The 22392-nt window shown below is 64.5% G+C and carries 25 protein-coding genes; 11 read left to right on the top strand and 14 right to left on the bottom strand.

Translation table 11 applies throughout. The features are described 5' to 3' along the window. Positions 1 to 24 precede the first annotated feature (24 nt). On the top strand, positions 25 to 459 hold the full coding sequence (locus B2V90_RS20660) for a hypothetical protein (protein ID WP_293923011.1): 435 nt from the start codon (positions 25 to 27) through the stop codon (positions 457 to 459). Positions 460 to 467: 8 nt separating this feature from the next. On the opposite strand, the gene B2V90_RS20655 is transcribed toward B2V90_RS20660, so the two are convergent. After that, positions 468 to 1787: a homoserine dehydrogenase gene (locus B2V90_RS20655; protein ID WP_228220938.1), complete on the bottom strand. Its 1320-nt coding sequence runs from the start codon at positions 1785 to 1787 to the stop codon at positions 468 to 470. A 75-nt stretch (positions 1788 to 1862) separates the two neighbouring features. Beyond that, positions 1863 to 2651: a hypothetical protein gene (locus B2V90_RS20650; protein WP_228220937.1), complete on the bottom strand. Its 789-nt coding sequence runs from the start codon at positions 2649 to 2651 to the stop codon at positions 1863 to 1865. A 350-nt stretch (positions 2652 to 3001) separates the two neighbouring features. Between B2V90_RS20650 and B2V90_RS20645 the strand changes: the two genes are divergently transcribed. The 5 genes from B2V90_RS20645 (at position 3002) to B2V90_RS20625 (ending at position 6084) form a co-directional block, all read left to right on the top strand. Next, the gene (locus B2V90_RS20645) at positions 3002 to 3664 is read left to right on the top strand and encodes an energy transducer TonB (protein WP_009822760.1); all 663 of its coding nucleotides are present in this window, start codon (positions 3002 to 3004) and stop codon (positions 3662 to 3664) included. A gap of 72 nt (positions 3665 to 3736) precedes the next feature. After that, positions 3737 to 4492 carry a MotA/TolQ/ExbB proton channel family protein gene (locus B2V90_RS20640; protein ID WP_009822759.1) on the top strand — a complete coding sequence of 252 codons (756 nt, stop codon included), beginning with the start codon at positions 3737 to 3739 and terminating at the stop codon, positions 4490 to 4492. 130 nt (positions 4493 to 4622) lie between these two features. Then, complete coding sequence (locus B2V90_RS20635) at positions 4623 to 5111, top strand: ExbD/TolR family protein (RefSeq protein ID WP_021227926.1); 489 nt, start codon at positions 4623 to 4625, stop codon at positions 5109 to 5111. Between the two features lie 24 nt (positions 5112 to 5135). Further along, entirely contained in the window at positions 5136 to 5558 is a 423-nt protein-coding gene (locus tag B2V90_RS20630) for an ExbD/TolR family protein (RefSeq protein WP_021227927.1), read from the top strand. 196 nt (positions 5559 to 5754) lie between these two features. Then, positions 5755 to 6084: a PilZ domain-containing protein gene (locus B2V90_RS20625; RefSeq protein ID WP_037543540.1), complete on the top strand. Its 330-nt coding sequence runs from the start codon at positions 5755 to 5757 to the stop codon at positions 6082 to 6084. Between the two features lie 10 nt (positions 6085 to 6094). Here the strand turns inward: B2V90_RS20625 and B2V90_RS20620 are convergent, their stop codons facing one another. The 5 genes from B2V90_RS20620 to B2V90_RS20600 all read right to left on the bottom strand — a co-directional run bounded on the left by B2V90_RS20620 (position 6095) and on the right by B2V90_RS20600 (position 12072). Further along, positions 6095 to 7873, bottom strand: a complete 1779-nt coding sequence (locus B2V90_RS20620) for an ABC transporter transmembrane domain-containing protein (RefSeq protein WP_228220936.1) — start codon at positions 7871 to 7873, stop codon at positions 6095 to 6097. A 43-nt stretch (positions 7874 to 7916) separates the two neighbouring features. Then, complete coding sequence (locus B2V90_RS20615) at positions 7917 to 9209, bottom strand: class I SAM-dependent methyltransferase (RefSeq protein WP_228220935.1); 1293 nt, start codon at positions 9207 to 9209, stop codon at positions 7917 to 7919. 131 nt (positions 9210 to 9340) lie between these two features. Next, positions 9341 to 9730 (bottom strand): hypothetical protein, encoded by a 390-nt coding sequence (locus tag B2V90_RS20610; RefSeq protein ID WP_228220934.1) that lies wholly within the window; start codon positions 9728 to 9730, stop codon positions 9341 to 9343. A 79-nt stretch (positions 9731 to 9809) separates the two neighbouring features. Next, positions 9810 to 10976 carry a mechanosensitive ion channel family protein gene (locus B2V90_RS20605; RefSeq protein WP_228220933.1) on the bottom strand — a complete coding sequence of 389 codons (1167 nt, stop codon included), beginning with the start codon at positions 10974 to 10976 and terminating at the stop codon, positions 9810 to 9812. An 88-nt stretch (positions 10977 to 11064) separates the two neighbouring features. Next, positions 11065 to 12072 carry a DNA topoisomerase IB gene (locus B2V90_RS20600; RefSeq protein ID WP_228220932.1) on the bottom strand — a complete coding sequence of 336 codons (1008 nt, stop codon included), beginning with the start codon at positions 12070 to 12072 and terminating at the stop codon, positions 11065 to 11067. A 103-nt stretch (positions 12073 to 12175) separates the two neighbouring features. On the opposite strand from B2V90_RS20600, the gene B2V90_RS20595 reads away from it, so the two are divergent. Next, positions 12176 to 12730 carry a type 1 glutamine amidotransferase domain-containing protein gene (locus B2V90_RS20595; protein ID WP_228220931.1) on the top strand — a complete coding sequence of 185 codons (555 nt, stop codon included), beginning with the start codon at positions 12176 to 12178 and terminating at the stop codon, positions 12728 to 12730. Here B2V90_RS20595 and B2V90_RS20590 read toward each other — a convergent pair. Both B2V90_RS20590 and B2V90_RS20585 read right to left on the bottom strand, forming a co-directional pair. Beyond that, the gene (locus tag B2V90_RS20590) at positions 12690 to 13397 is read right to left on the bottom strand and encodes a hypothetical protein (RefSeq protein WP_228220930.1); all 708 of its coding nucleotides are present in this window, start codon (positions 13395 to 13397) and stop codon (positions 12690 to 12692) included. The two genes, B2V90_RS20595 and B2V90_RS20590, sit on opposite strands and share 41 nt — an antisense overlap. Positions 13398 to 13405: 8 nt before the next feature. Further along, the gene (locus B2V90_RS20585; RefSeq protein WP_228221082.1) at positions 13406 to 14770 is read right to left on the bottom strand and encodes a putative O-glycosylation ligase, exosortase A system-associated; all 1365 of its coding nucleotides are present in this window, start codon (positions 14768 to 14770) and stop codon (positions 13406 to 13408) included. Positions 14771 to 14974: 204 nt separating this feature from the next. Here B2V90_RS20585 and B2V90_RS20580 point away from each other — a divergent pair, with 204 nt between their 5' ends. Together B2V90_RS20580 and B2V90_RS20575 are read left to right on the top strand one after the other, a co-directional pair. Then, entirely contained in the window at positions 14975 to 16201 is a 1227-nt protein-coding gene (locus B2V90_RS20580) for a TIGR04063 family PEP-CTERM/XrtA system glycosyltransferase (RefSeq protein ID WP_228220929.1), read from the top strand. A gap of 54 nt (positions 16202 to 16255) precedes the next feature. After that, a complete protein-coding gene (locus tag B2V90_RS20575) occupies positions 16256 to 17164 on the top strand; it encodes a hypothetical protein (RefSeq protein ID WP_228220928.1) in 909 nt (302 codons plus the stop codon). A 9-nt stretch (positions 17165 to 17173) separates the two neighbouring features. Here B2V90_RS20575 and B2V90_RS20570 read toward each other — a convergent pair whose 3' ends face one another. Then, positions 17174 to 17545 carry a hypothetical protein gene (locus B2V90_RS20570; RefSeq protein ID WP_009822744.1) on the bottom strand — a complete coding sequence of 124 codons (372 nt, stop codon included), beginning with the start codon at positions 17543 to 17545 and terminating at the stop codon, positions 17174 to 17176. Further along, positions 17542 to 17727, bottom strand: a complete 186-nt coding sequence (locus B2V90_RS20565) for a hypothetical protein (RefSeq protein ID WP_228220927.1) — start codon at positions 17725 to 17727, stop codon at positions 17542 to 17544. Before B2V90_RS20565 ends, B2V90_RS20570 begins: the two co-directional genes overlap by 4 nt. A gap of 119 nt (positions 17728 to 17846) precedes the next feature. Here B2V90_RS20565 and B2V90_RS20560 point away from each other — a divergent pair, with 119 nt between their 5' ends. Both B2V90_RS20560 and B2V90_RS20555 read left to right on the top strand, forming a co-directional pair. Further along, positions 17847 to 18515 carry a S24 family peptidase gene (locus B2V90_RS20560; RefSeq protein ID WP_228220926.1) on the top strand — a complete coding sequence of 223 codons (669 nt, stop codon included), beginning with the start codon at positions 17847 to 17849 and terminating at the stop codon, positions 18513 to 18515. 64 nt (positions 18516 to 18579) lie between these two features. Then, complete coding sequence (locus B2V90_RS20555) at positions 18580 to 19497, top strand: XdhC family protein (RefSeq protein WP_228221081.1); 918 nt, start codon at positions 18580 to 18582, stop codon at positions 19495 to 19497. A gap of 170 nt (positions 19498 to 19667) precedes the next feature. Here the strand turns inward: B2V90_RS20555 and B2V90_RS20550 are convergent, their stop codons facing one another. From B2V90_RS20550 to B2V90_RS20540, 3 genes are all read right to left on the bottom strand, one after another. Beyond that, the gene (locus tag B2V90_RS20550; protein ID WP_037543102.1) at positions 19668 to 19853 is read right to left on the bottom strand and encodes a YbdD/YjiX family protein; all 186 of its coding nucleotides are present in this window, start codon (positions 19851 to 19853) and stop codon (positions 19668 to 19670) included. Next, the gene (locus tag B2V90_RS20545; protein ID WP_228220925.1) at positions 19850 to 21898 is read right to left on the bottom strand and encodes a carbon starvation CstA family protein; all 2049 of its coding nucleotides are present in this window, start codon (positions 21896 to 21898) and stop codon (positions 19850 to 19852) included. The genes B2V90_RS20550 and B2V90_RS20545 overlap by 4 nt, the downstream gene beginning before the upstream one ends. Before the next feature lie 68 nt (positions 21899 to 21966). Next, a complete protein-coding gene (locus B2V90_RS20540) occupies positions 21967 to 22374 on the bottom strand; it encodes a DoxX family protein (protein WP_228220924.1) in 408 nt (135 codons plus the stop codon). Positions 22375 to 22392 lie beyond the last annotated feature (18 nt).

Here is a 22392-nt window from a genome sequence, read left to right as displayed (position 1 = left end):
ATGATCGGATGATCCTGTGGTCGCATGCGCCTAGCAGCCCTTTTTTTCACTTTGATGCTGCTGTGGCCGGGCAGGGGGCTGGCGCAGGACGAGCCCGATCCGATGGTGGCCTACCGCGCGAAAACGCAGGTGGTAAAGCCATGCGACCGCAGCGGCGGAGGCATCATAGTGTGCGGCAACCGGGCGGAGCGCAACGCGCGTCAGCGGCTGCCATTGCCGCGCGAGCCCGATGCAGACCGCATCCTTCCGGGCGACGCGCCACGCGCTTCGGCCGCGCCGGTGCGGCAGGGGGCGTGCGGCGTGGTCGGCGGGCAAGGCGCGGGCTGCACCGGCGGCCTGTCGGTCTTTCAGGTGGTCGATGTCCTGGGCAAAGCCGCGACCGCGATCGTCGACGCGGACGCTGACTTGGCCCCGCCGCCGCCACTGCCGGATCGTTTCCGGGGCGCAACGCCGCGCTGACCCCGTGCCTAGTCCAAGATGTGCATCACCATCGGCGCTTCGAGCAGGCTGTCCGATCCGCTGAGCCGTTCCAGCGTTTCGCGCACGCACCGTTCCGCGCCCGCATGGGTGACGATCGCCACCAGAACGCCATCTTCCTGATTGGCGCCGCGCTGGATCATGCTCTCGATCGACACGCCCGCGTCACGCGTCGCCGCCGCGATCTCCGCCAGCACGCCAGGACGGTCCTTGACCCGGAAACGCAGATAGGCGCGGCCCAGGCGCGCGCCGGCGTCAGCCGACTGATGGGGCGTGAGCGCGGCGACCGGCATGGCGAAGGCGTCGCCATATTCGTCCCGCGCCACGTCGATCAGGTCGGCGACGACCGCCGATGCGGTGGGGCCATCGCCAGCCCCGCGTCCCTGGAAGAAGAGCCGGCCGACGAAATTGCCCTCCGCCACGACCGCGTTCAGCGACCCGTCGACATGGGCGAGCGGATGATCGAGCGGCACCAGCATGGGATGGACGCGCTGGAACAGGCCGCCGTCAGGCCCATCGACCGCCGCGTTCTGCGCCATGCCGACCAGGCGGATGCGATAGCCCAGCGCCGCAGCTTCCGCGATGTCGGCGGCGATGACATGACGGATGCCGGTGGTGGCCACCGCATCGAAATCCAATTCGGTGCCGAACGCCAGGCTGGCGAGGATCGACAGCTTGTGCGCGGCGTCCACCCCGTCGATGTCGATGCCGGGATCGGCCTCGGCAAAGCCGAGATCCTGCGCCTCCTTGAGCACATCGGCGAAGCTGCGCCCCTCCTTCTCCATGGTGGTCAGGATGTAATTACAGGTGCCGTTGAGAATGCCGTAGACGCGGCTGATCTCATTGGCCGCCGCGCCTTCGCGCATGCCCTTGATAACCGGGATGCCGCCCGCGACTGCCGCTTCATATTTGAGCGCGATGCCGCCCGTTTCGGCCAGCCGGGCAAGGTCAAGGCCATGATGCGCCAGCATCGCCTTGTTGGCGGTCACGAAGGGCTTGCCCGCGTTGAGGCACTGGCGTGCCAGGGTCAGCGCGGGGCCATCCGCGCCGCCGATCAGTTCGACCACCACGTCGACATCGTCGCGTGCCGCCAGCGTGGTCATGTCGTCGACCCACTCATAGGGCGACAGGTCGACGCCGCGATCCTTGTTGCGGTCGCGCGCGGAAATGGCGACGATCTGGATCGGACAGCCGGCGCGGCGGGCGATCAGGTCGCCATTGGTTTCCAGCAACCGGATGACGCCGCCGCCCACCGTGCCGAGACCGACGAGCGCGACGCGCAGCGGGGCATGGCGGTGCAGATTGGTCATGGCGGCGGCTTCCCTTCTAATTCCCAATGCCGCGCTGATAGCCATGTCTGCCCGCCTGTCCAAGGAAAAGCGCCCTTATTGGACGCTGCGGCTCCGGCGGCAGGGACCGAGCGCGGCGATCACCAATTGATAATCGGCGCGGGCGGCCTGGGCATCGGGGGGCGACAAGGTGCGAACCGATTGTGGCGGCAGGACTGGGGGGAGTCCGCAGGCGAGACGGTACCAGAGCAGGCTGCCCTCCCCAGGCGGGCGGGCAGCCTCGTCGACGATCTCGCCCAGCGCGACCGCCCAGCGCGGCGCCTGCCCCGGCCGGCGCAGGATGGAAAGCGACACTGGATCGCCCGTTTCCGTTCGCAGGAATATCTGCGTCTCGCCTTCTCCCGCGATGGTGCCCGCGACATGGAAGGCTTCGCCCGGTCCCAGGATGCGGGGCGGGGCATTGGGCGCAACCAGTGCGGACAGGATCGTCCGGACCCGCGCGACAGCCTGAGGCGTCGCCGGGACCTGGGCGTCGGGGCTTACCAACTGGATTTCACCAGGCCGGCTTCCGGCGCGGGCGAAGATGATCACCTCATCCTTCTTGAGCTTGGGCAGCTTGCCGCGCGCGTCAAGCGGCGCGTCGTAAAGATAGGTGACGGTAGGGCTGATGCCGCCTTCGCCGCGAATCAGGCCCAGGGTTTCCGCCTCGATATAGACGCGCCGATGCCCCTGCGGCACGCCCGTCGCGCGCTCAGGCTTCAGCGCGATGCTGTTGCGAATCCGCACATGGGCGACCAGCGGGGCCTGTTCGGCCAGATCAACGACATCCGCATAGGTCAGTCCGCCGACATCACGCGTTGACGCGCCGGATGATGACGTTACCATTGGAGTGTCCTGTGCAAATGCCGGAGAAACCCCGGCAGTTGCGGCGGAAATGAGGCAGGCCAGCATCAGTCTGCAAGGGCAAGTGGCGGGTTTCATCTACTGCTTCGTCCTGTATTTTCAGCCCGTGGCGCGGATGTCACAGGCAAGTGTTTCTGATAGGAAATGGTAAACGCAAATGAAGATAACGATAAAGCGTTTGCGTGCCACGATGCGTCGCGATAGGAGTTCGCTCGGTAGCAAATGAACGGACAGGGGCCAAAGGTGGCCGGGATCAGCCCGGACAGCTTGGGTCGTTTTTGGCTGATTTGTATAAACCACTGGTAAGATGAGTTAAGGAGTGTCGTTGCCGAATGGCCTATGCTGACCACTCGCAAGGATCGAGTCGCACGATATCGATCGTCATCGTCGCCCTGATTCACGCTGTTCTCGGCTATGCCTTCGTCACCGGTCTTGGCATGAAATATGTCAAAAAGGCGGCGGAACAGCTGAACGTGATCGACGTGAAGGAGGAGCCCCCGCCACCTGACGAGGAACCGCCGCCGCCGCCGCCAGACCAGCCGGTCGAGCCGCCGCCGGTCGTTGCCCCGCCGCCTATCGTTCGGACCCCGGCGCCTGCGCCGCCGATCCAGACCGTGCGGACGCCGCCCCCGGTGTTCAACCCGGTTCCGGTCGCCGCACCGCCGCCGCCACCGCCGGCTCCACCGCCGCCGCCCGTTGCTGCATCGCGTGCTTCGCCACGTGGCAATCCGGGTTCGTGGCTGAGCGATGCGGACTATCCTAGCCGCGCTCAGCGTGAAGAACGCTCGGGCACTGCTGGGTTCCGCCTGGACATCGGCGCGGACGGTCGGGTGACCAACTGCACCATCACCTCCTCGACCGGTCATAGTGATCTCGATGAGGCCACCTGTCGCCTGCTGCCGCGCCGCGCGCGGTTCAAGCCGGCGAAGGGTTCCGATGGTAAGGACATGCCCGACACTTACACCGGGCGCATCACCTGGCGTCTGCCGGAATAATCCAAATGGGCGAGGCGCGCGCCCGGCGCCGCCTTTCCCAAGCTTGATCTCATTGAGAGGGAAGTCTTGAACATGTTGATGTATCTCGCAGCTGCGGCTCCCCAGGCCGAAAACCCGTACGGCCTGATGGAAGCCCTTGAACAGGGCGGCACCATCGCCTGGACCGTATTCATCATCCTGTGCGCCATGTCGGTCGGCACTTTCTACATCCTGTTCACCAAGCTGATCGAACAGCAGAAGGTGATCAGCCAGGGCAAGAAGGTCCGCGCGACCTTCTGGCGTTCGGCCTCGCTGCGCGAAGCGTCGGCCAAGCTCGAAAAGAACTCGGCCTACAAGCAGATCGTCGACGACGGCATCAAGGCGCAGGAAGAGCATGGCAAGCTGAAGGATCCGGTCGAAGCGCATGACTGGCTGCACGGTTCGCTTGCCCGTTCGGAAGGCGCGATCAACTCGTCGCTCAACGGCGGCCTGGCGTTCCTCGCCACCGTGGGTTCGACCTCGCCGTTCATCGGTCTGTTCGGTACGGTTATCGGCATCTACCGCGCGCTCATCAAGATCGGCGCCGCCGGTCAGGCCTCGATCGACGCCGTTGCCGGTCCGGTCGGTGAAGCGCTGATCATGACCGCTCTGGGTCTGGCCGTCGCCGTTCCCGCGGTGCTTGCTTACAACTTCCTGCAGCGCCGCAACAAGGCGATCGCCGAGCAGCTGAACGGCTTCACCGTCGACCTGCTGGCCTATCTGGTTTCGGACGGTGCCGTGAAGCCGACCGTTGCTGCCGCGCCCGGCGCCCCGGTTGCCAAGCCGGCCGCCACGCCGACCAAGGCCTGATCGGTCTCAAGACGACGGTTGCGGGAATCGGGTGGCGGCTGCGACCGCCCGGTTCCCCGCCGACCATGGCTCCCATACCCGTCTCCCAGACTGATGGGCGGCCATCGACACCAAGGTTAGGATAATATCAATGGCAATGAGTGTTGGCTCCGACGGCGGTGACGACAAGCCGATGTCCGACATCAACACGACGCCGCTCGTCGACGTCATGCTGGTGTTGCTCATCATCTTTCTCATCGCGGTCCCGGTCGTCGTACAGACGGTTGAGCTGCAGCTTCCCAAGGTGGAGTTCGAGCCGACCACGACGAAGCCGGAAAATGTTTCCCTGTCGATCACGCAAGCCGCCGACGGCAGCTGTGCGGTTTTCTGGGGCATGACGCCGGTGACGTCGAGCGAACTGCTCGATCGCGCCGTCGCAAAGCTGGAAGCGGACATCAAGAAGGCGGGTGGCGTCGAAAATCTGAAGCCCGAAGATCTGCCCGAAGTGCATATCCGCGGTGACATCAATACACCCTATCGGTGCATTGGCGGCACCATCTACACGATGCAGCGCGCCGGTTTCCCCCGCGTGGGCTTCATCTCTGAACCGGAACCCGGTTCGGGCACCGTCCGCCTCTGATCGGTTGAAGAAGGAGAAATTCCCATGGCAATGAGTGCCGGCTCCGAAGATGGCGAACCGATGGTGGAAATGAACACGACGCCGTTGATCGACGTCATGCTCGTTCTGCTCATCATGTTCATCATCACCATCCCGATCCAGACCCACGCGGTGAAGATCGACCTGCCACAAAATGCGCCGCCTTCCGACAGCGTCATCGACCCGGTCAAGAACAAGGTTGCGATCGATGCCGGTGGCGTCATCACCTGGAACGGATCGCCGATCGACCTGCTGACCCTGCGTCAGTATCTGCAGCAGTCGCTGCGGTTGCCGGTCGAACCGGAACTCCAGTTCCAGCCCGATGCGCAGACCCGTTATGTGGTCGTCGATTCGGTGCTTGCGGAAATCAAGCGCGCAGGCGTTACCAAGCTGGGTTTCGTCGGCAACGAACAATATGGCAATTTCTGACGGCTGATTTCAGGCGCGGTGCGCTTCGCAAGGACTTCCCCTTCGCGCTTCTTGCCTGAGATCATTGGATAAAGATTGCACGGATCAAGGGTCGCCATCGGCGGCCCTTTTTTTGCGCCTTATCGTCAAGCCATGGCGCGTAGCGGTTTAACATTTTGCTTACCCGTGCGCGCTAATGTCCCGCAAAGGACTGATCATGAGCGCTAACCCGCAATTCGAACAGGATCGCAAACGCCGCGCTGCCGAACGACGCGCTGTCCAGATCGGCATTAAGGTTCGTCGTCCCGGCGAAACCTGGTTCAGCAGCCACATCGCGGATTTGTCCATCACCGGCTTTCGCCTGCAAAGCTTCATGAAATTGCGCCCTGGCGATGATCTCTGGATCATGCTGCCCGGCTTTGAAGGGCGGCGCGCGCGTGTTCTGTGGACCCGCGGGCATGAATCAGGCTGTAGCTTCGAACGGCCGTTACACCCTGCAATTCTGGATCATGTGGTGCAGATCGGGCGGCGGCAGGCCGACGCCTGACCCCGGCCATTCAGTCGGCCATGCCATCCTGAAACTGCAATCGCGCCAGTCGGGCGTAAAGGCCGTCGCGCGCGATCAGGGCCGCATGGTTGCCCTGTTCGACGATACGCCCTTCGTCCAGTACGATGATGCGATCGGCCGACCGGACCGTCGCCAGCCGATGCGCGATCACAATTGTTGTCCGCCCCTGCATCAACGTTGCGAGCGCGTCCTGCACCAGTCGTTCGGATTCAGCGTCCAGTGCGGACGTCGCTTCATCCAGCAACAGGATGGGGGAATCGCGCAGCAGCGCGCGGGCAATGGCGATACGTTGTCGCTGGCCGCCGGACAACCGCGCGCCGCCTTCGCCCAGGAAGCTGTCCAGCCCCTGAGGCAGGTCGCGCAGAAACATCTCGGCATTGGCTGCCCGCGCCGCGTCCCATATCTGCGCATCCGTTGCATCCCAGCGCCCATAGCGCAGGTTGTCGCGCGCGGACGCGGCAAAGATGACGCTGTCCTGCGGCACCATCGCCATCATCGCCCGGAGATCCGCCGGCGCCAAATCAGGCAGGGCGACGCCGTTCAGGCGGATGGCCCCGGCATCGGGATCATAAAAGCGCAGCGCCAGCTGGATCAGCGTTGATTTGCCGGCGCCCGAAGGTCCGACCACGGCCACCGTCTCCCCGGGATGGATGTCGAGATCGATGCCGTGAAGCGCCGCCTGGTCGGGCCGCGTGGGATAGTGGAACCGCACCTGATCGAATGTCAGGCGCGCGCCGCGCTCCATCGGCGGAAGCATGTGCGTCCGCGCGGGCGGGCTGATCTCTGGCGCAGCGGTCATGAGTTCGCCCAGCCGGCTTGCCGCGCCTGCGCCGCGCAGCAGGTCGCCCCAGCTTTCCGACAGCGATCCGAACGCGCCAGCAACAAGGCCCCCGGTCAGGACGAAGGCGGCAATGCTGCCACCCGACAGCCGTCCCGCGGCAACGTCGATCGCGCCCAGCCACATGACGCCGGTAATCGCGCCGAAAATGAGCGCGAAGGCGACCGCCGTCATCATCGCGCGCAGCCGGATGCGCTGCCGCGCCGTGGCAAAGCCGCGTTCCACCGTCGCACGGAAGCGGGCCGCTTCCCGCTCTTCCTGCCCGAAAGCCTGCACGATCTTCATCGCGCCCAGCACTTCGGTCGCGGCGCTGCCAATGTCGGCCAGCCGGTCCTGGCTGGCGCGCGAAAGGGTGCGCACCCGCCGGGCAAGGCCGATCAGCACCAGCAGGACGACCGGAATGCCGAGCAGCAGCAGCGCGGCGAGTTTCGGCGCGAGTGCGAACAGGTAGACAAGGCCACCGATCGCCGTGACCATGTTGCGCAGCGCTACCGACACGGTCGACCCCACGACCTGTTCCACGATGGCGGTGTCGGCGGTCATGCGCGACGCGATTTCGGACGGACGATTTTCTTCGAAGAACCGGGGTGCCTGTCGCAGCAGATTGGCCTGCGTCGCACAGCGTATGTCGGCCACGACGCGCTCGCCCAGCCAGGATACGAAGTAGAAGCGCAGCGCGCTGGCCAGCGCCAGCACGATGACGATCATCAGCAGATATTCGAACCAGCGGCCAATGTCGCCGCCGCCCATGAACCCCTTGTCGATGACCAGGCGAAATCCGTTGGGAATGGCGAGCGTCGCGGCTGATGAGACGATAAGGGCGATCAGCGCGCCCGCGATCCTGCCGGGATAACGACGCGCGAAGCGCCAGAGCATCGCCAGATTGCCAAGCGCCGGCCGCGTGTTCGAAATGCTGCTGTCATCCGCCATGACGAGCGCTTAGCAGCCTGCCTTGTCGCCCTCAATGGCTCCTTCAGCCCGCCGGCGCGACGGCCCCGGCCAGTTCCATGATCCGCGCCGGCGCGGCTTGCCCGGTCAGGGCATAGGCCATGTTCCCGACCTCCCAATAGGCGACGACGTCGGCGGCGCGCCGTTCGATCAGGGGCTTGGCCTCGGCCGGTGTTTCGGCGCGGTCGGCGAAAAAGGACAGATGTTCGCCGCGCGGCGTTTCCAGCGCCATGGCGATGGCCGGGCTGTCGGACGTCGGGAACAGCTGAACGTCCGTAATGCGCCAATCGCGCGGCAGTTCGGGCAGGACGATGCCGGTGGCGTTCTCGATCTCCTGCGGGTTGAGGGTGGCGCTTTCGACCTGCGACACCATGGCCTGACGCAACAGTCCCGCGCGGCGCGATGCGGCGGCTTCGTCAAGGAAGCTGCTGGCCTGCGCGGACTGCGGAAATTCGCCCAGTTCGCCGCGCGCGATCCAACCCGCGCCGATCAAAGCCGCGATCCCGGCGGCGCGCTGGATATGACGCCAGGTCCGGCCGCGGTCGTTGTCATTGGCGACCGGCACAGAGGTGTCGCGTCGACGGCCGACCAGCGTCCCTTTGGTCCCGTCCTTTACCAGCCGAAAGTCGATATGGGGCCAGCGTTGTCGCCAGCGGCGCGCGACCAGTCGTTCGCCGGGCCGCGCCGCATCGTCCAGCAGTACGACGCCATTGGGGGACAATCGTGCGAACAGGGCGTCTGCCGCGCCGCGCACGAGCGGATGCACGCTCCAGGGCGGACCGTCGATGATGATGAGGTCGATCTGGTCCGGCACCCCGTCCAGCGCATACCAGCGCCCCGGCCAGTCGCTGCTGTCCTGCGTCAGCGGAGCGTGGCGAATGTCGACCGACAGGCCATGGTCGCCCAGCCATTGCCGCGTCGCATCAACGAACCCACCATGCTGGTCGAAACTGTGCAATTGCCCGCCGCCATGTAGTTGCAAAGCGCGCGCAGCCACCAGCGATGACGCGCCCGCGCCGAGTTCCACCACATGGGCCGGGCGCAGCCGGGCAATTTCCCGAACAATATGCCGTAAAAAGCCGACATCCGCCTTCCAGCTTCCCAGATGCGGCAGGGCGTCATGGGCAAGACCCAAATCGTCAAGCAAGGCCCGCTTGTCCGCCTTGCGACCGCCCGACAGGCTGGCGAGCAGCCACGGCCAGCCCATCGCCCCGAAACCGATGCGCCACGCCATGTCGGACAGCCGGCGCGACCATTGCGCGTCCGTCAAGTGCCTGTCGTCAAGGGGCAGGAAACCGGTAAGCTCACGGGACGTCACGGACAATCATCTCCTGATGCAAGGCGGCGACTCTATGCCCGTTCATGCGGCGCGCGCATAGGGTGCAAGATGATCCGGCACGCAATTGCGGTAAAACAACCGGCCTGTGACAGTATCTTAGCGGTCGTCTTTCAATAACCCAGCGTCAGGCCCAGGGCATAATATTTCGGCCCGACATTGGCCTTGGCCCGAACCTTGGGCAGCAATGGCATGGCGACAGTGGCATAGGGGCGGACGTCGTCGCCGCTAATCCGCGCACCAGCTCCGATCCTGGCTGACAGGGGGATGGTATAGGCCGCTTCCACCCGCCCATAGAGCTTGGTGTCGCCATCGCGGAGATAAACACCGCCGCCGGGCGTCAGGCTGAAACCGGCCATGTCGAAGGCATAGCCCGCCCCGATTTCGGTGCCCCAATGACCGTCGGCGCGGCCATAGTTGATTTCAGCGCCCAACCCCTGGGCCAAGGCGGCCTGAGGCGCGGCAAAAGCGGCGGCAGCGAGCAGGAATGGCATGATCTTCATGATCAAGGCCGCTAGGGAACTGGCCTCGCCCCAGCAAGCGCGCGCCGATGAGGCGAGTCGCCTGCGCGCCAGACCGCCGTCATCCCTCCAGGTCGACGCGCTTGACCGGCTGCACTTCCGCATAGGGCATGATCATCCGGCCGTCCGGTGCAGCGGTGAAGGTCGTCTGTGTCGGATAGGCGAACTCGATGCCGCGCTCGTTGAACTGACGCAGGATGGCGAGGCCGATATTGTGGCGGATTTTGTAGATGTCGTCCCACCCTGGAAGATAGACTTCGAACTCCAGCTCGAAATCAAGGCTGGACGCGCCAAATCCGACAAAGCCGGACCGAACGAAGGTGCCGCCCAGATCATCGACGATGCCCTTGAGGATGTCGGGGATCTGTTCGGCGACATCCGGGGCGGTCTGGTAAATGACGCCGATGGCGAATTTCAGCCGGCGATGGTCGAGCGTGTGGTAGCTGGTGATTTCCTTTTGCAGCAGATTGGCGTTGGAAATCACTTTCTTCTCGCCCGTCAACGCGCGCAGCCGGGTCGATTTAAGGCCGATCTTTTCCACTGTGGCGGTCGTCGTATCATAGGAAATGGATTCGCCCCGGCGAAACGGCTTGTCGAAAATGATCGACAGCGCTGCGAAGAGGTCGGAAAAAATCCCCTGCGCGGCGAGGCCGATGGCGATGCCGCCGATGCCAAGGCCCGCGACCAGGCCGGTGACGTTGACGCCCAGATTGTCGAGCACGACGATCCCTGCGATCGCGAACAACGCCACCGTCACCAGCACGCGGATCAGGCCCATGGCATTGGCGAGCGTTTCGCCCTGGCCATCCTCCGCCAATGTGCGCCGTTCGATTAGGCCCAATATGACTTCGCGCGCCCAGATCGCGCCCTGCAAGACGGTGGCGATGGTGAACAGGAAAACGATGGTGCGATAGACGACGGGCGGCGCGTCGGCATAACCCGCCACCAGCCGGGCGGACACCATCACCATGAAGAAATGCGTGGTCTTGGAGACCGTCCGGCCCAGCACATTGGTGTAGCCGATCGTATCACCGCGGCTGCCCTTGTACCGCTTGCCCAGTCCCTTGAGCGTGGCGAGCAGCAGATAGATGACGATGGCCGCGCCGATGGCGATCAGGATCTGCATATAATGGACGGCAAACCAGTCGGCCGTATCTCTCCACATCGCCTGAAAGTCGGGCGCGCGCATGGTTTTTGTCGGGAGGGCGGGGTCTTTTGCGTCGGCCATGCCTGTCCTGTCTTGCTGGCTGGAATATCGAGGCGGATCGCGGACCCGCCGGTTTAGCTCCGGGGGTAGAGCATGACGGTGGTCGGATTCAAGCCGCTGCGGCCAATGGGCTACAATCGGCGATGTCGTCGAGGAAGGCGATGAGGCCCCGTTCCATGCGGGAGAGATAGCGGGTGCGGCGCGGCAGACGCAGCGTGCTGCGCCAATCCTCCTGGCCATCCTTGCACAAGGCGATAAGGGCCGGATGGATATAGGATTTGCGGCTGATCGCCGGCGTGTTGCCGAGCGCTTCAGCGACCGGCGCGATCATTGCCTTAAGCGACACCGGGCCGGTCGCAAGCTGTTCGAACGCGATGACGGACGCGCCCCAGGTGCGGAAATGCTTGGCCGTAAAGGGCGCGCCCATGGCCTCGGCAATATAGGCGTTGACGTCGGACGAATTGATCGGACGGGCGTCGCCGTCTTCATCCAGATATTGGAACAAATGCTGGCCGGGCAGGTCCTGCACCTGCCGCACGAAGCGCAACAGCCGCGTATCCGTCACCGCCAGTTCCCGTTCCTGGCCCGATTTGGCGCGATAGCGCAGCATGATCTTGCGTCCGGCGATGTCAAAATGGCGCCGCCGCAGCGTTGTGGCGCCGAAACTTTTGTTGGTGGTGGCATAATGTTCATTGCCCACGCGCAGCTTGGCCAGATCCAGCAGGCGGACGACGGCGGCAATCGTGCGGTCCTTGCGCAGGCCGTGCTTCGACAGGTCGCTGTCCAGCCGGGCGCGCAACCTGGGCAGGGCGCGGCCGAAGTCCGGGCAGCCGGCATATTTCGCCGCTTCCTGCGCTGCGCGGAAATCGGGATGATAGCGATATTGCTTGCGTCCCTTGTCGTCATAACCCGTCGCCTGGATATGGCCAAAGGGGGACGCGCAGAACCAGCAGTCGCTATAGGCGGGGGGCAGGGCGATGGCGTTCAGCCGGTCGATTTCGTCCCGGTCGGTGATTCGCTGCCCGTCACCGTTATAATAGGCCCATCCGCGTTTGAGTGCGCGTCGCGTGATGCCGGGGCTTGTATCATTCGTGTGGACGAGTGCGGACTGGACCATATTTTCCTTCTCATGCCGCAAAACCCGCCGTTCGTCGCTTCGTTCCGCAACCCCGCGGGCGCTCGCCCGTTGAAGGATCTCACCCCAAACGAAGGAGAGATTTATGCCAGCCATTGAGCAGAGCCGCATCCTGATCGTCGCCACCGACGGGTTTGAACAGTCCGAATTGTTCGAGCCGCGCCAGAAGCTGATCGACGCCGGTGCGAAGGTCACGCTCGCGTCGCCCGCCACTGATCCGATCCAGGGCATGCAGCATGATGAAAAGGGCGATACGATCACGCCCGACATGACCTTGGAGTCCGTCAAGATCGAGGACTATGACGGGCTGGTGCTGCCCGGCGGCGTCGCCAATCCCGACACGCTGCGGACCAATGAGCGCGCGGTGCGCATCGTCCGCGACTTTGTCGCATCGGGCAAGCCCGTCGCCGCCATCTGTCACGGTCCCTGGCTCTTGGTCGAAGCAGACTGCGTCGATGGCAAGACCGTTACATCCTGGCCGTCCGTGCGTACCGATCTTGCCAATGCCGGCGCGCAGGTCGTCGATCAGGAAGTCGTGGTCGACGGCAATCTGATCACCAGCCGGAACCCGGACGACATCCCCGCCTTTGTCGACGCCTTCAAGAAGGCGGTGACGCAAGGGGCTGCGGTCCCCGCCTGAATCGACGGATAGCGTCGCCGCCTGATTGCCACGGCATGGGGCGGCGGCGCAGCATCGACAGATGCGCCAGCGCCAATGTCGCGCTGATGGCCGTCAACGGCCACGCGAGCGGCAGCAGTTGAGGAACTGTGACTGCCACGCCGACAGCGATGGCGACACTTGTGATGGCCAGCATGGTCGTCCTAAGGTCGCCGTCCGGTCCCCGAAGCCAGAGGATACCGGTCGCGACGCCCGCCATGAATGACAGGGCGAAGCGGGCATTGCTGCCGTCCATCATCCCAAGCGTCGCCAACAGTATCAACAAAAGTGCGCCGGCGATGGCGCGGGTCGTTTTGCCCAGCAGGCGAACGCAAGCCGGATAGACCAGCGTTTCGCTCAGGATCGCTGCCAGGGCTATCGCCTGCGCATCCTGCGGGCGACGCGCGATTACGGCAATGATCGCCATTGCGCCCCAGGGCAGCAGCCGCGCCGGGGCCATGCGGATATGGCTGATCCAGTCCAGTGGGCCGCCACGCGCGTTCCAGCGCCGATCCGCCACCCGCACCTGAAATCCGCCGACCAGGAACAGCACCTCCCCGCCCCAGGGTAGCCATTCGCTCCGCCCCAGCCATGGCAAGGCCAGGAACAGGCCAAGCAGCAGTCCGTGTGCCGCGGTGAGCGGCGTCATATCGCCCCTCACGCCATCGCCCCGTTGCCCTGAGCGATGGCTCTGTCCAGTTGCTGTTTGGCCGCCGCCTTGCGCTTGCGCGTCAGATAGGTGTCGAGCCCGATCTGCAATGCCAGCATCATGAAGATGAAGGGCTGATAGGCGATGCCCACGAACAGCGATCCGATCATGTAGATGATGTGGCCTTGTTGCAGCGCCAGCGCGAAGGGCGCGACCCAGGCATCGTCCGGGCCATCACGCTTGCGATAGGCGCGGCGGATCGCTTCGGTACGGATGAAGCAGATGAGGTGCAGCAACGCCCACACCGCAAAGCCAAAATAGCCCTGCTCGCCCAAAAGTTCGAAATAGGCGCTATGATAGGCGCGGCCCCGGTCCGTCACCAACCGCCGCTCGACTCGCGTGCCGCCGCTGTCCGTGACCGTGCTCTGCGCGAAATAGGTAAAGCTGTTCTGCAGATAATTGTCGAAGCCGCCCCCGCCCGGATGCTCCTTCACATAATCGAGCGTCCACATCCACACCGCGACCCGGGTAGAGGCGCTTTCATCCCCCTGGTGATTTTCGATGGTCTGCATCCGCTGCGTGAAGCTGGCCGGCAGGAAGGGGATGGAGATCAGCGCCGCCAGCAGCATCAGCGGGCCGTAAACAAATTTGCGCTTCGAACGCATCAGCATCAGCCCGGCCAGAATGACGATGCAGACAAGGCCGGTGCGCGCCTCTGTCCCGACCGGCATCAGCAGGCAAGCGAGGCACAGGCAGTAGCAAAACATCTTCACCTTCCAGTCGGGCCGGAAGACGGTGCCATGTTTCGACAGCCACAGGATCAGCGGGATCAGCGAGATCGCCACGCAGGAAATGATGCTGCCTTCATAGAGGCCGCTGTTATTTTCAACCATCAGGTTGAGCACGCCATAGCCGCCGCCCGACAGGGCCGTCTTCATGCCGCCATTGATGATGATCGTGCTGGCGCACAGCACCATGAACAGGGCCAGCGCCTCGATCCGCAGCCTCGTGCGCAGCACCAGCGGCAGGAAGACGCCCGCGATGATCGCCTTCCAAACCCAATTCCATTTGGTCAGCGCCTCGACCGGGAAATCGGCCGTCAGCGTGGTATAGCCGCACCAGGCGAGCAGCAGCAGCATCAATCCCTGCCGCGCGGAAAAACGGCAATCCTTCTTGTCATCGACCAGCAGCCATGCGCCCACCATCATCGCAAAGGCGATTGCGGAAATCGGAATCGAATTGAGCAGGAAATAGGAAAGTCGCTGCGGCGAAACGATGTCGATATAGGCATAGACCGCGACCAGCAGGAACGGCCGCCGCAGCCCCATCAACCCGAACAGGCCCAGAAACGCGATGAAGAACAGGTCACGCATCGCCATGCGGCTCCTGCGCCGGCGGATCGCGATCCAGATCGGCACGCGGCAAAAGCCGCCAGGCGGCGAGCAGGATGACGCCATGGCTGATCAACAGGGACAAAGTGTCTATCATGGCTCGCTTGGACTATCGCTTCGGGACCTGTGTCCTAGCCTGACAGAGTTGACGGGCCGTTAAACCTTTTGCCGCAGACAGGACCGGCTATGACTCGCATTCTTCATGTGCTGGACCACAGTCTGCCGATGCACAGCGGCTATACGTTCCGGACCCGGGCGATCCTGCGTGCGCAGATCGCCAAGGGGTGGGATGTACGCGGGATTACCGGGCGGCGGCATAGTGCCGCCGGACCGGATGAGCAGATGGTGGACGGTCTGGTCTTTCACCGCACGCCTGGAACGCCGGCGGCGGGCAATGCACTGGTGCGCGAGTGGCGCGATCTTGCCGCCCATACCGAAGCGATCGAGGCCCTGGTGCAGCGATGGCGGCCCGATGTGATTCATGCGCATTCGCCGGTCCTGAACGCCATCGCCGCGCAGCGCGTCGCGCGGCGGCACGGCATTCCGATGATCTACGAAATCCGCGCTTTCTGGGAGGATGCGGCGGTCGGCAACGGCACGGGGCGGGAAGGCAGCCCCCGATATTGGCTGACGCGGCAGCTGGAAACCCGCGCCGTGCGGGATGCCGATGCGGTCGCGGTGATATGCGAAGGCCTGCGCGGCGATCTTGTCGCGCGCGGCATTGATCCGTCCAAGATCATCGTGTCGCCCAATGGCGTCGATATGGATCAGTTCGGGGCGCCGGTGCCGCGCGATCCCGGCCTGACGGCAAAGCTGGGGCTGAACGGCGCGGACGTGGTCGGCTTCATCGGCAGCTTCTATGATTATGAGGGGCTGGACGACCTGATCGCCGCCATGCCGCGACTCGTGCGCGCGCGGCCGCAGGCAAAGCTGCTGCTGGTCGGTGGCGGACCCATGGAGCAGGCGTTGCGCGCGCAGGCGATGGCGTCGCCCTTCGCCGATCATATCGCCTTCGTCGGCCGCGTGCCGCATGATCAAGTCGAACATTATTATGCGCAAGTCGATGTGCTGGCCTATCCCCGCAAGGCGATGCGGCTGACCGATCTGGTGACGCCGCTCAAGCCGCTGGAGGCGATGGCCCAGGGCAGGCTGGTGGCTGCTTCCGATGTCGGCGGTCATCGCGAACTAATTGAGGACGGGGTGACGGGCATGTTGTTCGCCCCCGACGATCCGGCGGCGATCGCCGATTCGCTGGCCGCCCTGTTCGCCGATCGCGCGCAATGGGATGAACGCCGCCGGGTCGCGCGCGCCTATGTCGAGCGTGAACGGAACTGGTCATCCAATATTCTGCGTTACGAACCTGTTTACCAACTGTTGCTAACACGGTCGCGTGAGAGTCGCGCGGCGGCGTGAACGAAAACGAAGGTCGAGAGGTTGAACAGGGCGAGCGCCAGACGGGGAACGGCAATGGCGGCGCTGGCAGGCGTCGCTGCCGCTGTCGCCTTGCTGGCGACGCCGGTCGGCCTGCTGGAAATGCTGGTGGCCTCGAGTGGCCTGAGCGAAGCGGTGCCGGCAGCCGCGCCGCCACTCGGGGTGACGGCGCGGCTGATGATGGCCGGGTTTGTGGGCCTATTGATTGCGGGGGCTGTCGCGGCGGTCCGCGATCCGCGCCAGGCCGAGGATGAACGGGATACGGACGGGCGACAGCAGAGCGCCCAAGGAGCAAGACAGATGGGTTTCGCCTTTTCCAAGCTGACAGCCCTTGCGCGGGGCCGCGCTACGCCGACCGGCGTGGCGGAGGCCCCGGCGCTTCGCCGCGCCGATGCGCATCCCGACGCGCCGCCGCGTCCGCCCATCTTCGCCAGCCGCGATTTTGACGGGGTCGAGATTTTTGCCCGGCCCGACGCCAAGCGCCGCCCCTTGGTCGTCGCGCCCGAGCCAGAGGCGCGCTCTGTCGTGCCGATGCAGGGTTTTGCCGCGCGCTCGCCTGATGACATGGCGAAAGAGGATCAACCCGTACCGGCCTTTGCGCGCCCGGTGGATCTAGCCGAGCCAACAGCCGAACCGTCCGCATTTCGGGCGGACACAGAACAGCCCGCAGCACTTCGGGACGATGAACCTGCCGATCACGAGCCGGTCGAGGCAGCCCGGCCCGCGCCGCTACCGCTGCCCACGCATGGCCTGTCGGTCGCCGAACTGACCGATCGGTTGGAACGGGGCCTGGCGTCCCGCCGCCGCGCCACCCCTGCGCCCGTGCTGGCCGACATGCCGGTAGCACCGGCCGTGCCAGTGCGCGACAGCGTCGCACCTGACGCGGACGAAGCCTTGCGCGCGGCGCTCGGCACCTTGCGCACGATGGCGGAACGGCGGCGCTGATTCGCGCGGTTACCAGTCGCGGATGGTCAGGGCCGACAACCGGACCCAGACATCCTCATCCGCAACCCCTTCGCCATCGACTGCGATGTCTGCCACAAAATGGCCGGGTAGGGTCCATTCCGCGTCGTCCAGACCAGCGAGCAGCCGATCTTTTTGTTTCTGCGCCTCCGCGCCGCTGAAGCGCAGCCAGATCGTATGGCGCTGCCCTTCGAACAGGGCGCTGGCCCATGGGCGGCTGGTCGTGCGATCGATCACCGTCGGACGGCCTGCCCTCAGCAGTAATTGCGCCAGCAGAAGCGGCAGCGGATCGGCCCCACGGCGGCGGATATCTTTATTTCGGAGCAGATTGGGGCGGCCGAAATGCGCATCCATGCTTGTCATTGGCCATGGCTCCTGCGATAAGTGTTCATGAAATGTTCTACACGTCTCGTCAGTCGTGCGCCGGGCTCGCGACCATGCCGCAGGTCGAATACCAACCGCGGATCACGCGCGCTGTCCCGCCCGAAACGCGTCGGCGGCATGTCGTGTTGACGTAGGAAAGTTTCGATCAATGGCAGCAGCATCAGCCCGTATCTCCCCGTTAAAGGCGACTCGCCCCATGCGAGCCGCTATGCATATTCCTATCTCCTCTGCGCGATTTTCCTACTTGTCTAGGAAAAATCTTATCGATAATGGATAGATAATGGATCAACCGCAGGACGCCCGCGCCACGCTGGAACGGCTGATTGCCGACCGGGGGGACAATTATGCTGATCTGTCCCGCCTGATCGGCCGCAACGCCGCTTATATTCAGCAGTTCATCAAGCGTGGCACGCCGCGCAAGCTGGACGAGGATGATCGGCGCGTATTGGCGCGCTATTTCGGCGTGTCGGAAGATATGCTGGGGGGGGTGGCGTCCGCCGCTCCTGCGCCCTTGCGCGGTCGCGGTCTGCCCGCCGTCGTTTCCGTTCCGCGGCTGGCGCTGGGTGCGTCGGCCGGCGGCGGCACATTGGATGATGATGAGCGTACGGCCGGCGTCATGGCCTTCGACGCGCGCTGGCTCCGCCATCTGGGGGTGCGGCCGCAGCGCGTCTCGATCATTCGCGTCGATGGCGAATCGATGGCGCCGACGCTGAGCGACGGGGACGACATCATGGTGGATCATGATGATGACGCCGACCGGTTGCGCGATGGCGTCTATGTGCTGCGGCTGGATGGCGTATTGATGGTGAAGCGCATCGCCATGGGGCCGCTGCGGGGTCGGTTCAGCGTCTTGAGCGACAATGCCCATTATCCCGACTGGACCGACATCGACCCGGCACTGGTCGACATCGTCGGACGCGTCGTATGGACGGGCCGGCGCTTGCACTAGCCCCGCTTCATCCCCATTGCTTGGCGGCAGCGCGATGCTGGGCACGAACCGGGAGCAGGATGTTTTGAACGACAATGGCGCGGTGATTCGCAAGGCGATCGAATGGCGCGGCGCGCCGATGGCACTGGCGACCGTGATTTCCACCTGGGGTTCCGCGCCGCGCCCGCGTGGCAGCCATATGCTGGTGCACCAGGATGGCCGACTGGAAGGAAGCATTTCGGGCGGGTGCGTGGAAACCGACGTGTTGCAACGCGCGGCGGAGGTCATTGCCGGCCGGCCCGCGCATGTGCACCGCTATGGCGTTGCGGACGGCGATGCCTGGGATGTCGGCTTGCCGTGCGGCGGCGAGATCGCAGTGCTGGTGCAGCCGGTATCGGACGCAGGCTTTCCGCCCCATCTGTTCGACCTTGTGGCGAAGGCCAGCGCAGTGGGACGGGCTGCGACGCTGGCCACCGATCTTGCCACTGGCCAGACACGCGAGGGCGATGGGGAGGGCGCATTCCTCAACCGCTACGATCCGCCGCGCCGCCTGTTGATCGTCGGCGCGGTGCAGATCGCCCAGTCGCTGGTTCCCCTGGCCCAGGCGATCGGGGTTGCCCCGGTCGTGATCGATCCGCGCGGGCGCTTCTTGACGGCGGAGCGGTTTCCGGGCGTGGAACTGGACGATCGCTGGCCCGATGACGCCATTGCCGCGTGCCATCCCGGTGAATCGACGGCGGTCGTGACGCTCAGCCATGACATCAAGATCGACGACCCCGCGCTGACGGCCGCGTTGAACGCGCCGACCGGCTATATCGCCGCCCTGGGTTCGCGGCGCAGCCATGCGGCGCGGCTCGACAGGTTGACCGCCGCGGGGTTTGACGCGGATGCGCTTGCGCGAATCGACGGCCCGGCAGGGCTGGATATCGGCGCGATCGGTCCCGCAGAAATCGCCCTGTCAATCACGGCAGGCATGATTGCGGGTTTCAACGCAAAGGGTTAGGGATGGGCGCCCCCCGCCGCAAGGGATGGGCAGGGGGCGTGTCCTGAAGCTGTCGGGCACCAGTGACGGCCGCCCCGTATCAGAGCGTCGGGAAACAGCAATAGAAAAACGGGCAATCTATTAAACTTTATATTCGTAAAATTGCAAATATTTGTAATATAATTGCAAGATTAGCAGCACCGGCCTCCATTGCGTCCTCCATAACGGGCTTGCTGCCGGTCTCGGAAAAAGCTGGTGCGGTCCATCACCGGCTTGGTGGGGTGGTGATCGGCCATATGGCGCAGATAGGCGTCATAATCGGGGATGCCAACCATCATATGGGCCGCCTGCCGCAGCTTTTTGATAAACCCCGTCATCGCGCCGGTGCCAGACTGGTAGGGATCTCCCATGCCGTAGGGGCGGCGCTGCGCCGGGCCGCGATACAGGTGCGGATGGTGAAATAGAGGATCGCAAGGACAACCGCCAGGAACAGGCCCACCAACGCGGCATCGATTCGATCGTTGAAGATGATGCGCTGCATCTCGCCCATGGATTTCGCCGGGCTAAGCAGCGTGCCGGCTTCTGCCGCTTCGCTGAATTTCGCGGCATGCGCCAGGAAACCAACCTTGGGATCAGCGGAAAACAGCTTGAGCCAGCCTGCCGACAATGTGCAGATCAGCAGCCAGACGGTTGGCAGCATCGTCACCCAGGCGAACCGGTCCCGCTTCATGCGGAACAGCACGGCGGTGCCCAGCATCAGCGCAATCGCCGCCAGCATCTGGTTCGAAATGCCGAACACCGGCCACAAGGTATTCACCCCTCCCAGCGGATCGGTGACGCCCTGATAGAGGAAAAACCCCCAGGCCGCGACGCACAGGGCAGTGGCGATGATGCCGGGCATGTGGCTGTCGCTGTGCTTGAAGGCCGGGACGACAAGGGCGATCAGATCCTGCAACATGAAGCGACCCGCCCGCGTGCCCGCGTCGACGGCTGTCAGGATGAACAGCGCTTCAAACAGGATGGCAAAATGATACCAGAAGGCCTTCATTGCCGGCCCGCCTACGACATGGCTGAAGATTTCCGCCATTGCTACGGCTAGCGTCGGCGCGCCGCCCGCGCGGCTGATGATCGTATGTTCGCCCACATCCCGCGCTGTCTGGGCGATGGTATCGGCCGATATGGGAAAACCCATGGCGGTGACGGCGGCGGACGCGCTGGCGGCGTCAGTGCCGATCAAAGCCGTCGGGCTGTTCATGGTGAAATAGATGCCCGGGTCGAGGATCGACGCGCCGACCAGCGCCATGATCGCCACGAACGCCTCCATCAGCATCGCGCCATAGCCGATCATGGGCGCGTCGCCTTCGCTGGCGATCAGCTTGGGGGTAGTCCCGCTGGAAATCAGCGCATGAAATCCCGACACCGCGCCGCAGGCGATGGTGATGAACAGGAAGGGAAACAGGCCACCGGCCCAGACCGGCCCGTCGCCGGCGACGAATCGCGTCAGCGCCGGCATCTGGAGCGGCGGCGCCATGATGACGATGCCGATGGCGAGTGCGGCGATTGCCCCGATCTTGAGAAAGGTCGACAGATAGTCGCGCGGCGCGAGCAACAGCCAGACAGGCAGCACGGACGCCACCGCGCCATAGCCGATCAGGATCCAGCAAAGCTGTATCGGCGTGAAGGTGAAGGCCGGCCCCCAGGTCGGAGATTGCGCAACCGCCTGTCCGTACATGATCGCGGCGATCAGACCGATGAGGCCCAGCACCGACACCTCGCCGATCCGGCCCGGCCTGATCCAGCGTGTATAGGCGCCCATTGCCATGGCGAGCGGCACGGTGGCCGCAACGGTGAACATGCCCCAGGGGCTTTCGGCCAGCGCCTTGACCACGATCAGCGCCAACACGGCCAGAATGATGACCATGATCATGAACGCGCCGAGCAGGGCGATCGTGCCGGCAACCTGACCCATCTCCATGCGGATGAGTTCGCCCAGCGACTTGCCGTCGCGGCGCATGGAAATGAACAGGACCATGAAATCCTGCACCGCGCCGGCCAGCACCACGCCGAAGATGATCCACAGCGTGCCGGGCAGATAGCCCATCTGGGCGGCGAGCACGGGCCCTACCAGCGGCCCGGCGCCCGCGATCGCGGCGAAATGATGGCCGAACAGGACGGTGCGGTCGGTCGCGACATAGTCCAGGCCATCGGCGCGCCGCACGGCGGGGGTGGGCCGTGCAGGATCTATCCGCATGACATGCCGCGCGATGAACAGCGCATAATAGCGATAGGCGACCAGGAAGCAGCTGACTGCCGCGACGACGATCCACAGGGCGTTGACGCTTTCCCCCCGTGAAATCGCCACGACGGTCAGGGCCACGACGCCGATAATGGCTGTCACTATCCAGGGAATATGCCGGGTCACGCCGCCTTGCTCCGCTTGTTCAGGACTTTGGCCTCACCCTAGGGGGGCGGGCGGCAAAGACAACCGCCTTAGCGCCGCCGCGCAAATGGCCAGTCGGTCACCCCGCTCGCCCACAGCGCCCACCAGATGATGACCGGTTGCAGCGCCAGCCTTGGTCCATGATACCACCAGCTCAGGTGCACGCCGTTCAGCGGAATGTCGCTGAGCGCATGATGGATATTGGCTGGCCATACACACAGGGCATAGAGCGCCAGTCCGATGCCTGCGGCGCGGCGAAAGGGCGGCAGCATCAGGCCTATCGACCCGGCGATTTCGGCGATGCCGGTCAGCCAGATGACAGTGGCGGGATAGGGCACCCAGTCGGGCGTGATCGCGATGAATCCCCCTGGCGAACGCAAATGCGCTACCCCTGCGATCAGATAGGCCAATGCCAGGACGGCGCGGGCGATCCGGCGGGGGCGGCTGTCAGCGATCATTTCATCCCGATCGGAAAA

The sequence above is a fragment of the Sphingobium sp. UBA5915 genome, assembly GCF_002431195.1.
GTDB classification, from domain to species: Bacteria; Pseudomonadota; Alphaproteobacteria; order Sphingomonadales; family Sphingomonadaceae; genus Sphingobium; species Sphingobium soli.
Note: the sequence above shows the minus strand (reverse complement) of the source record. Positions and strands in the feature narration are given on the sequence as shown.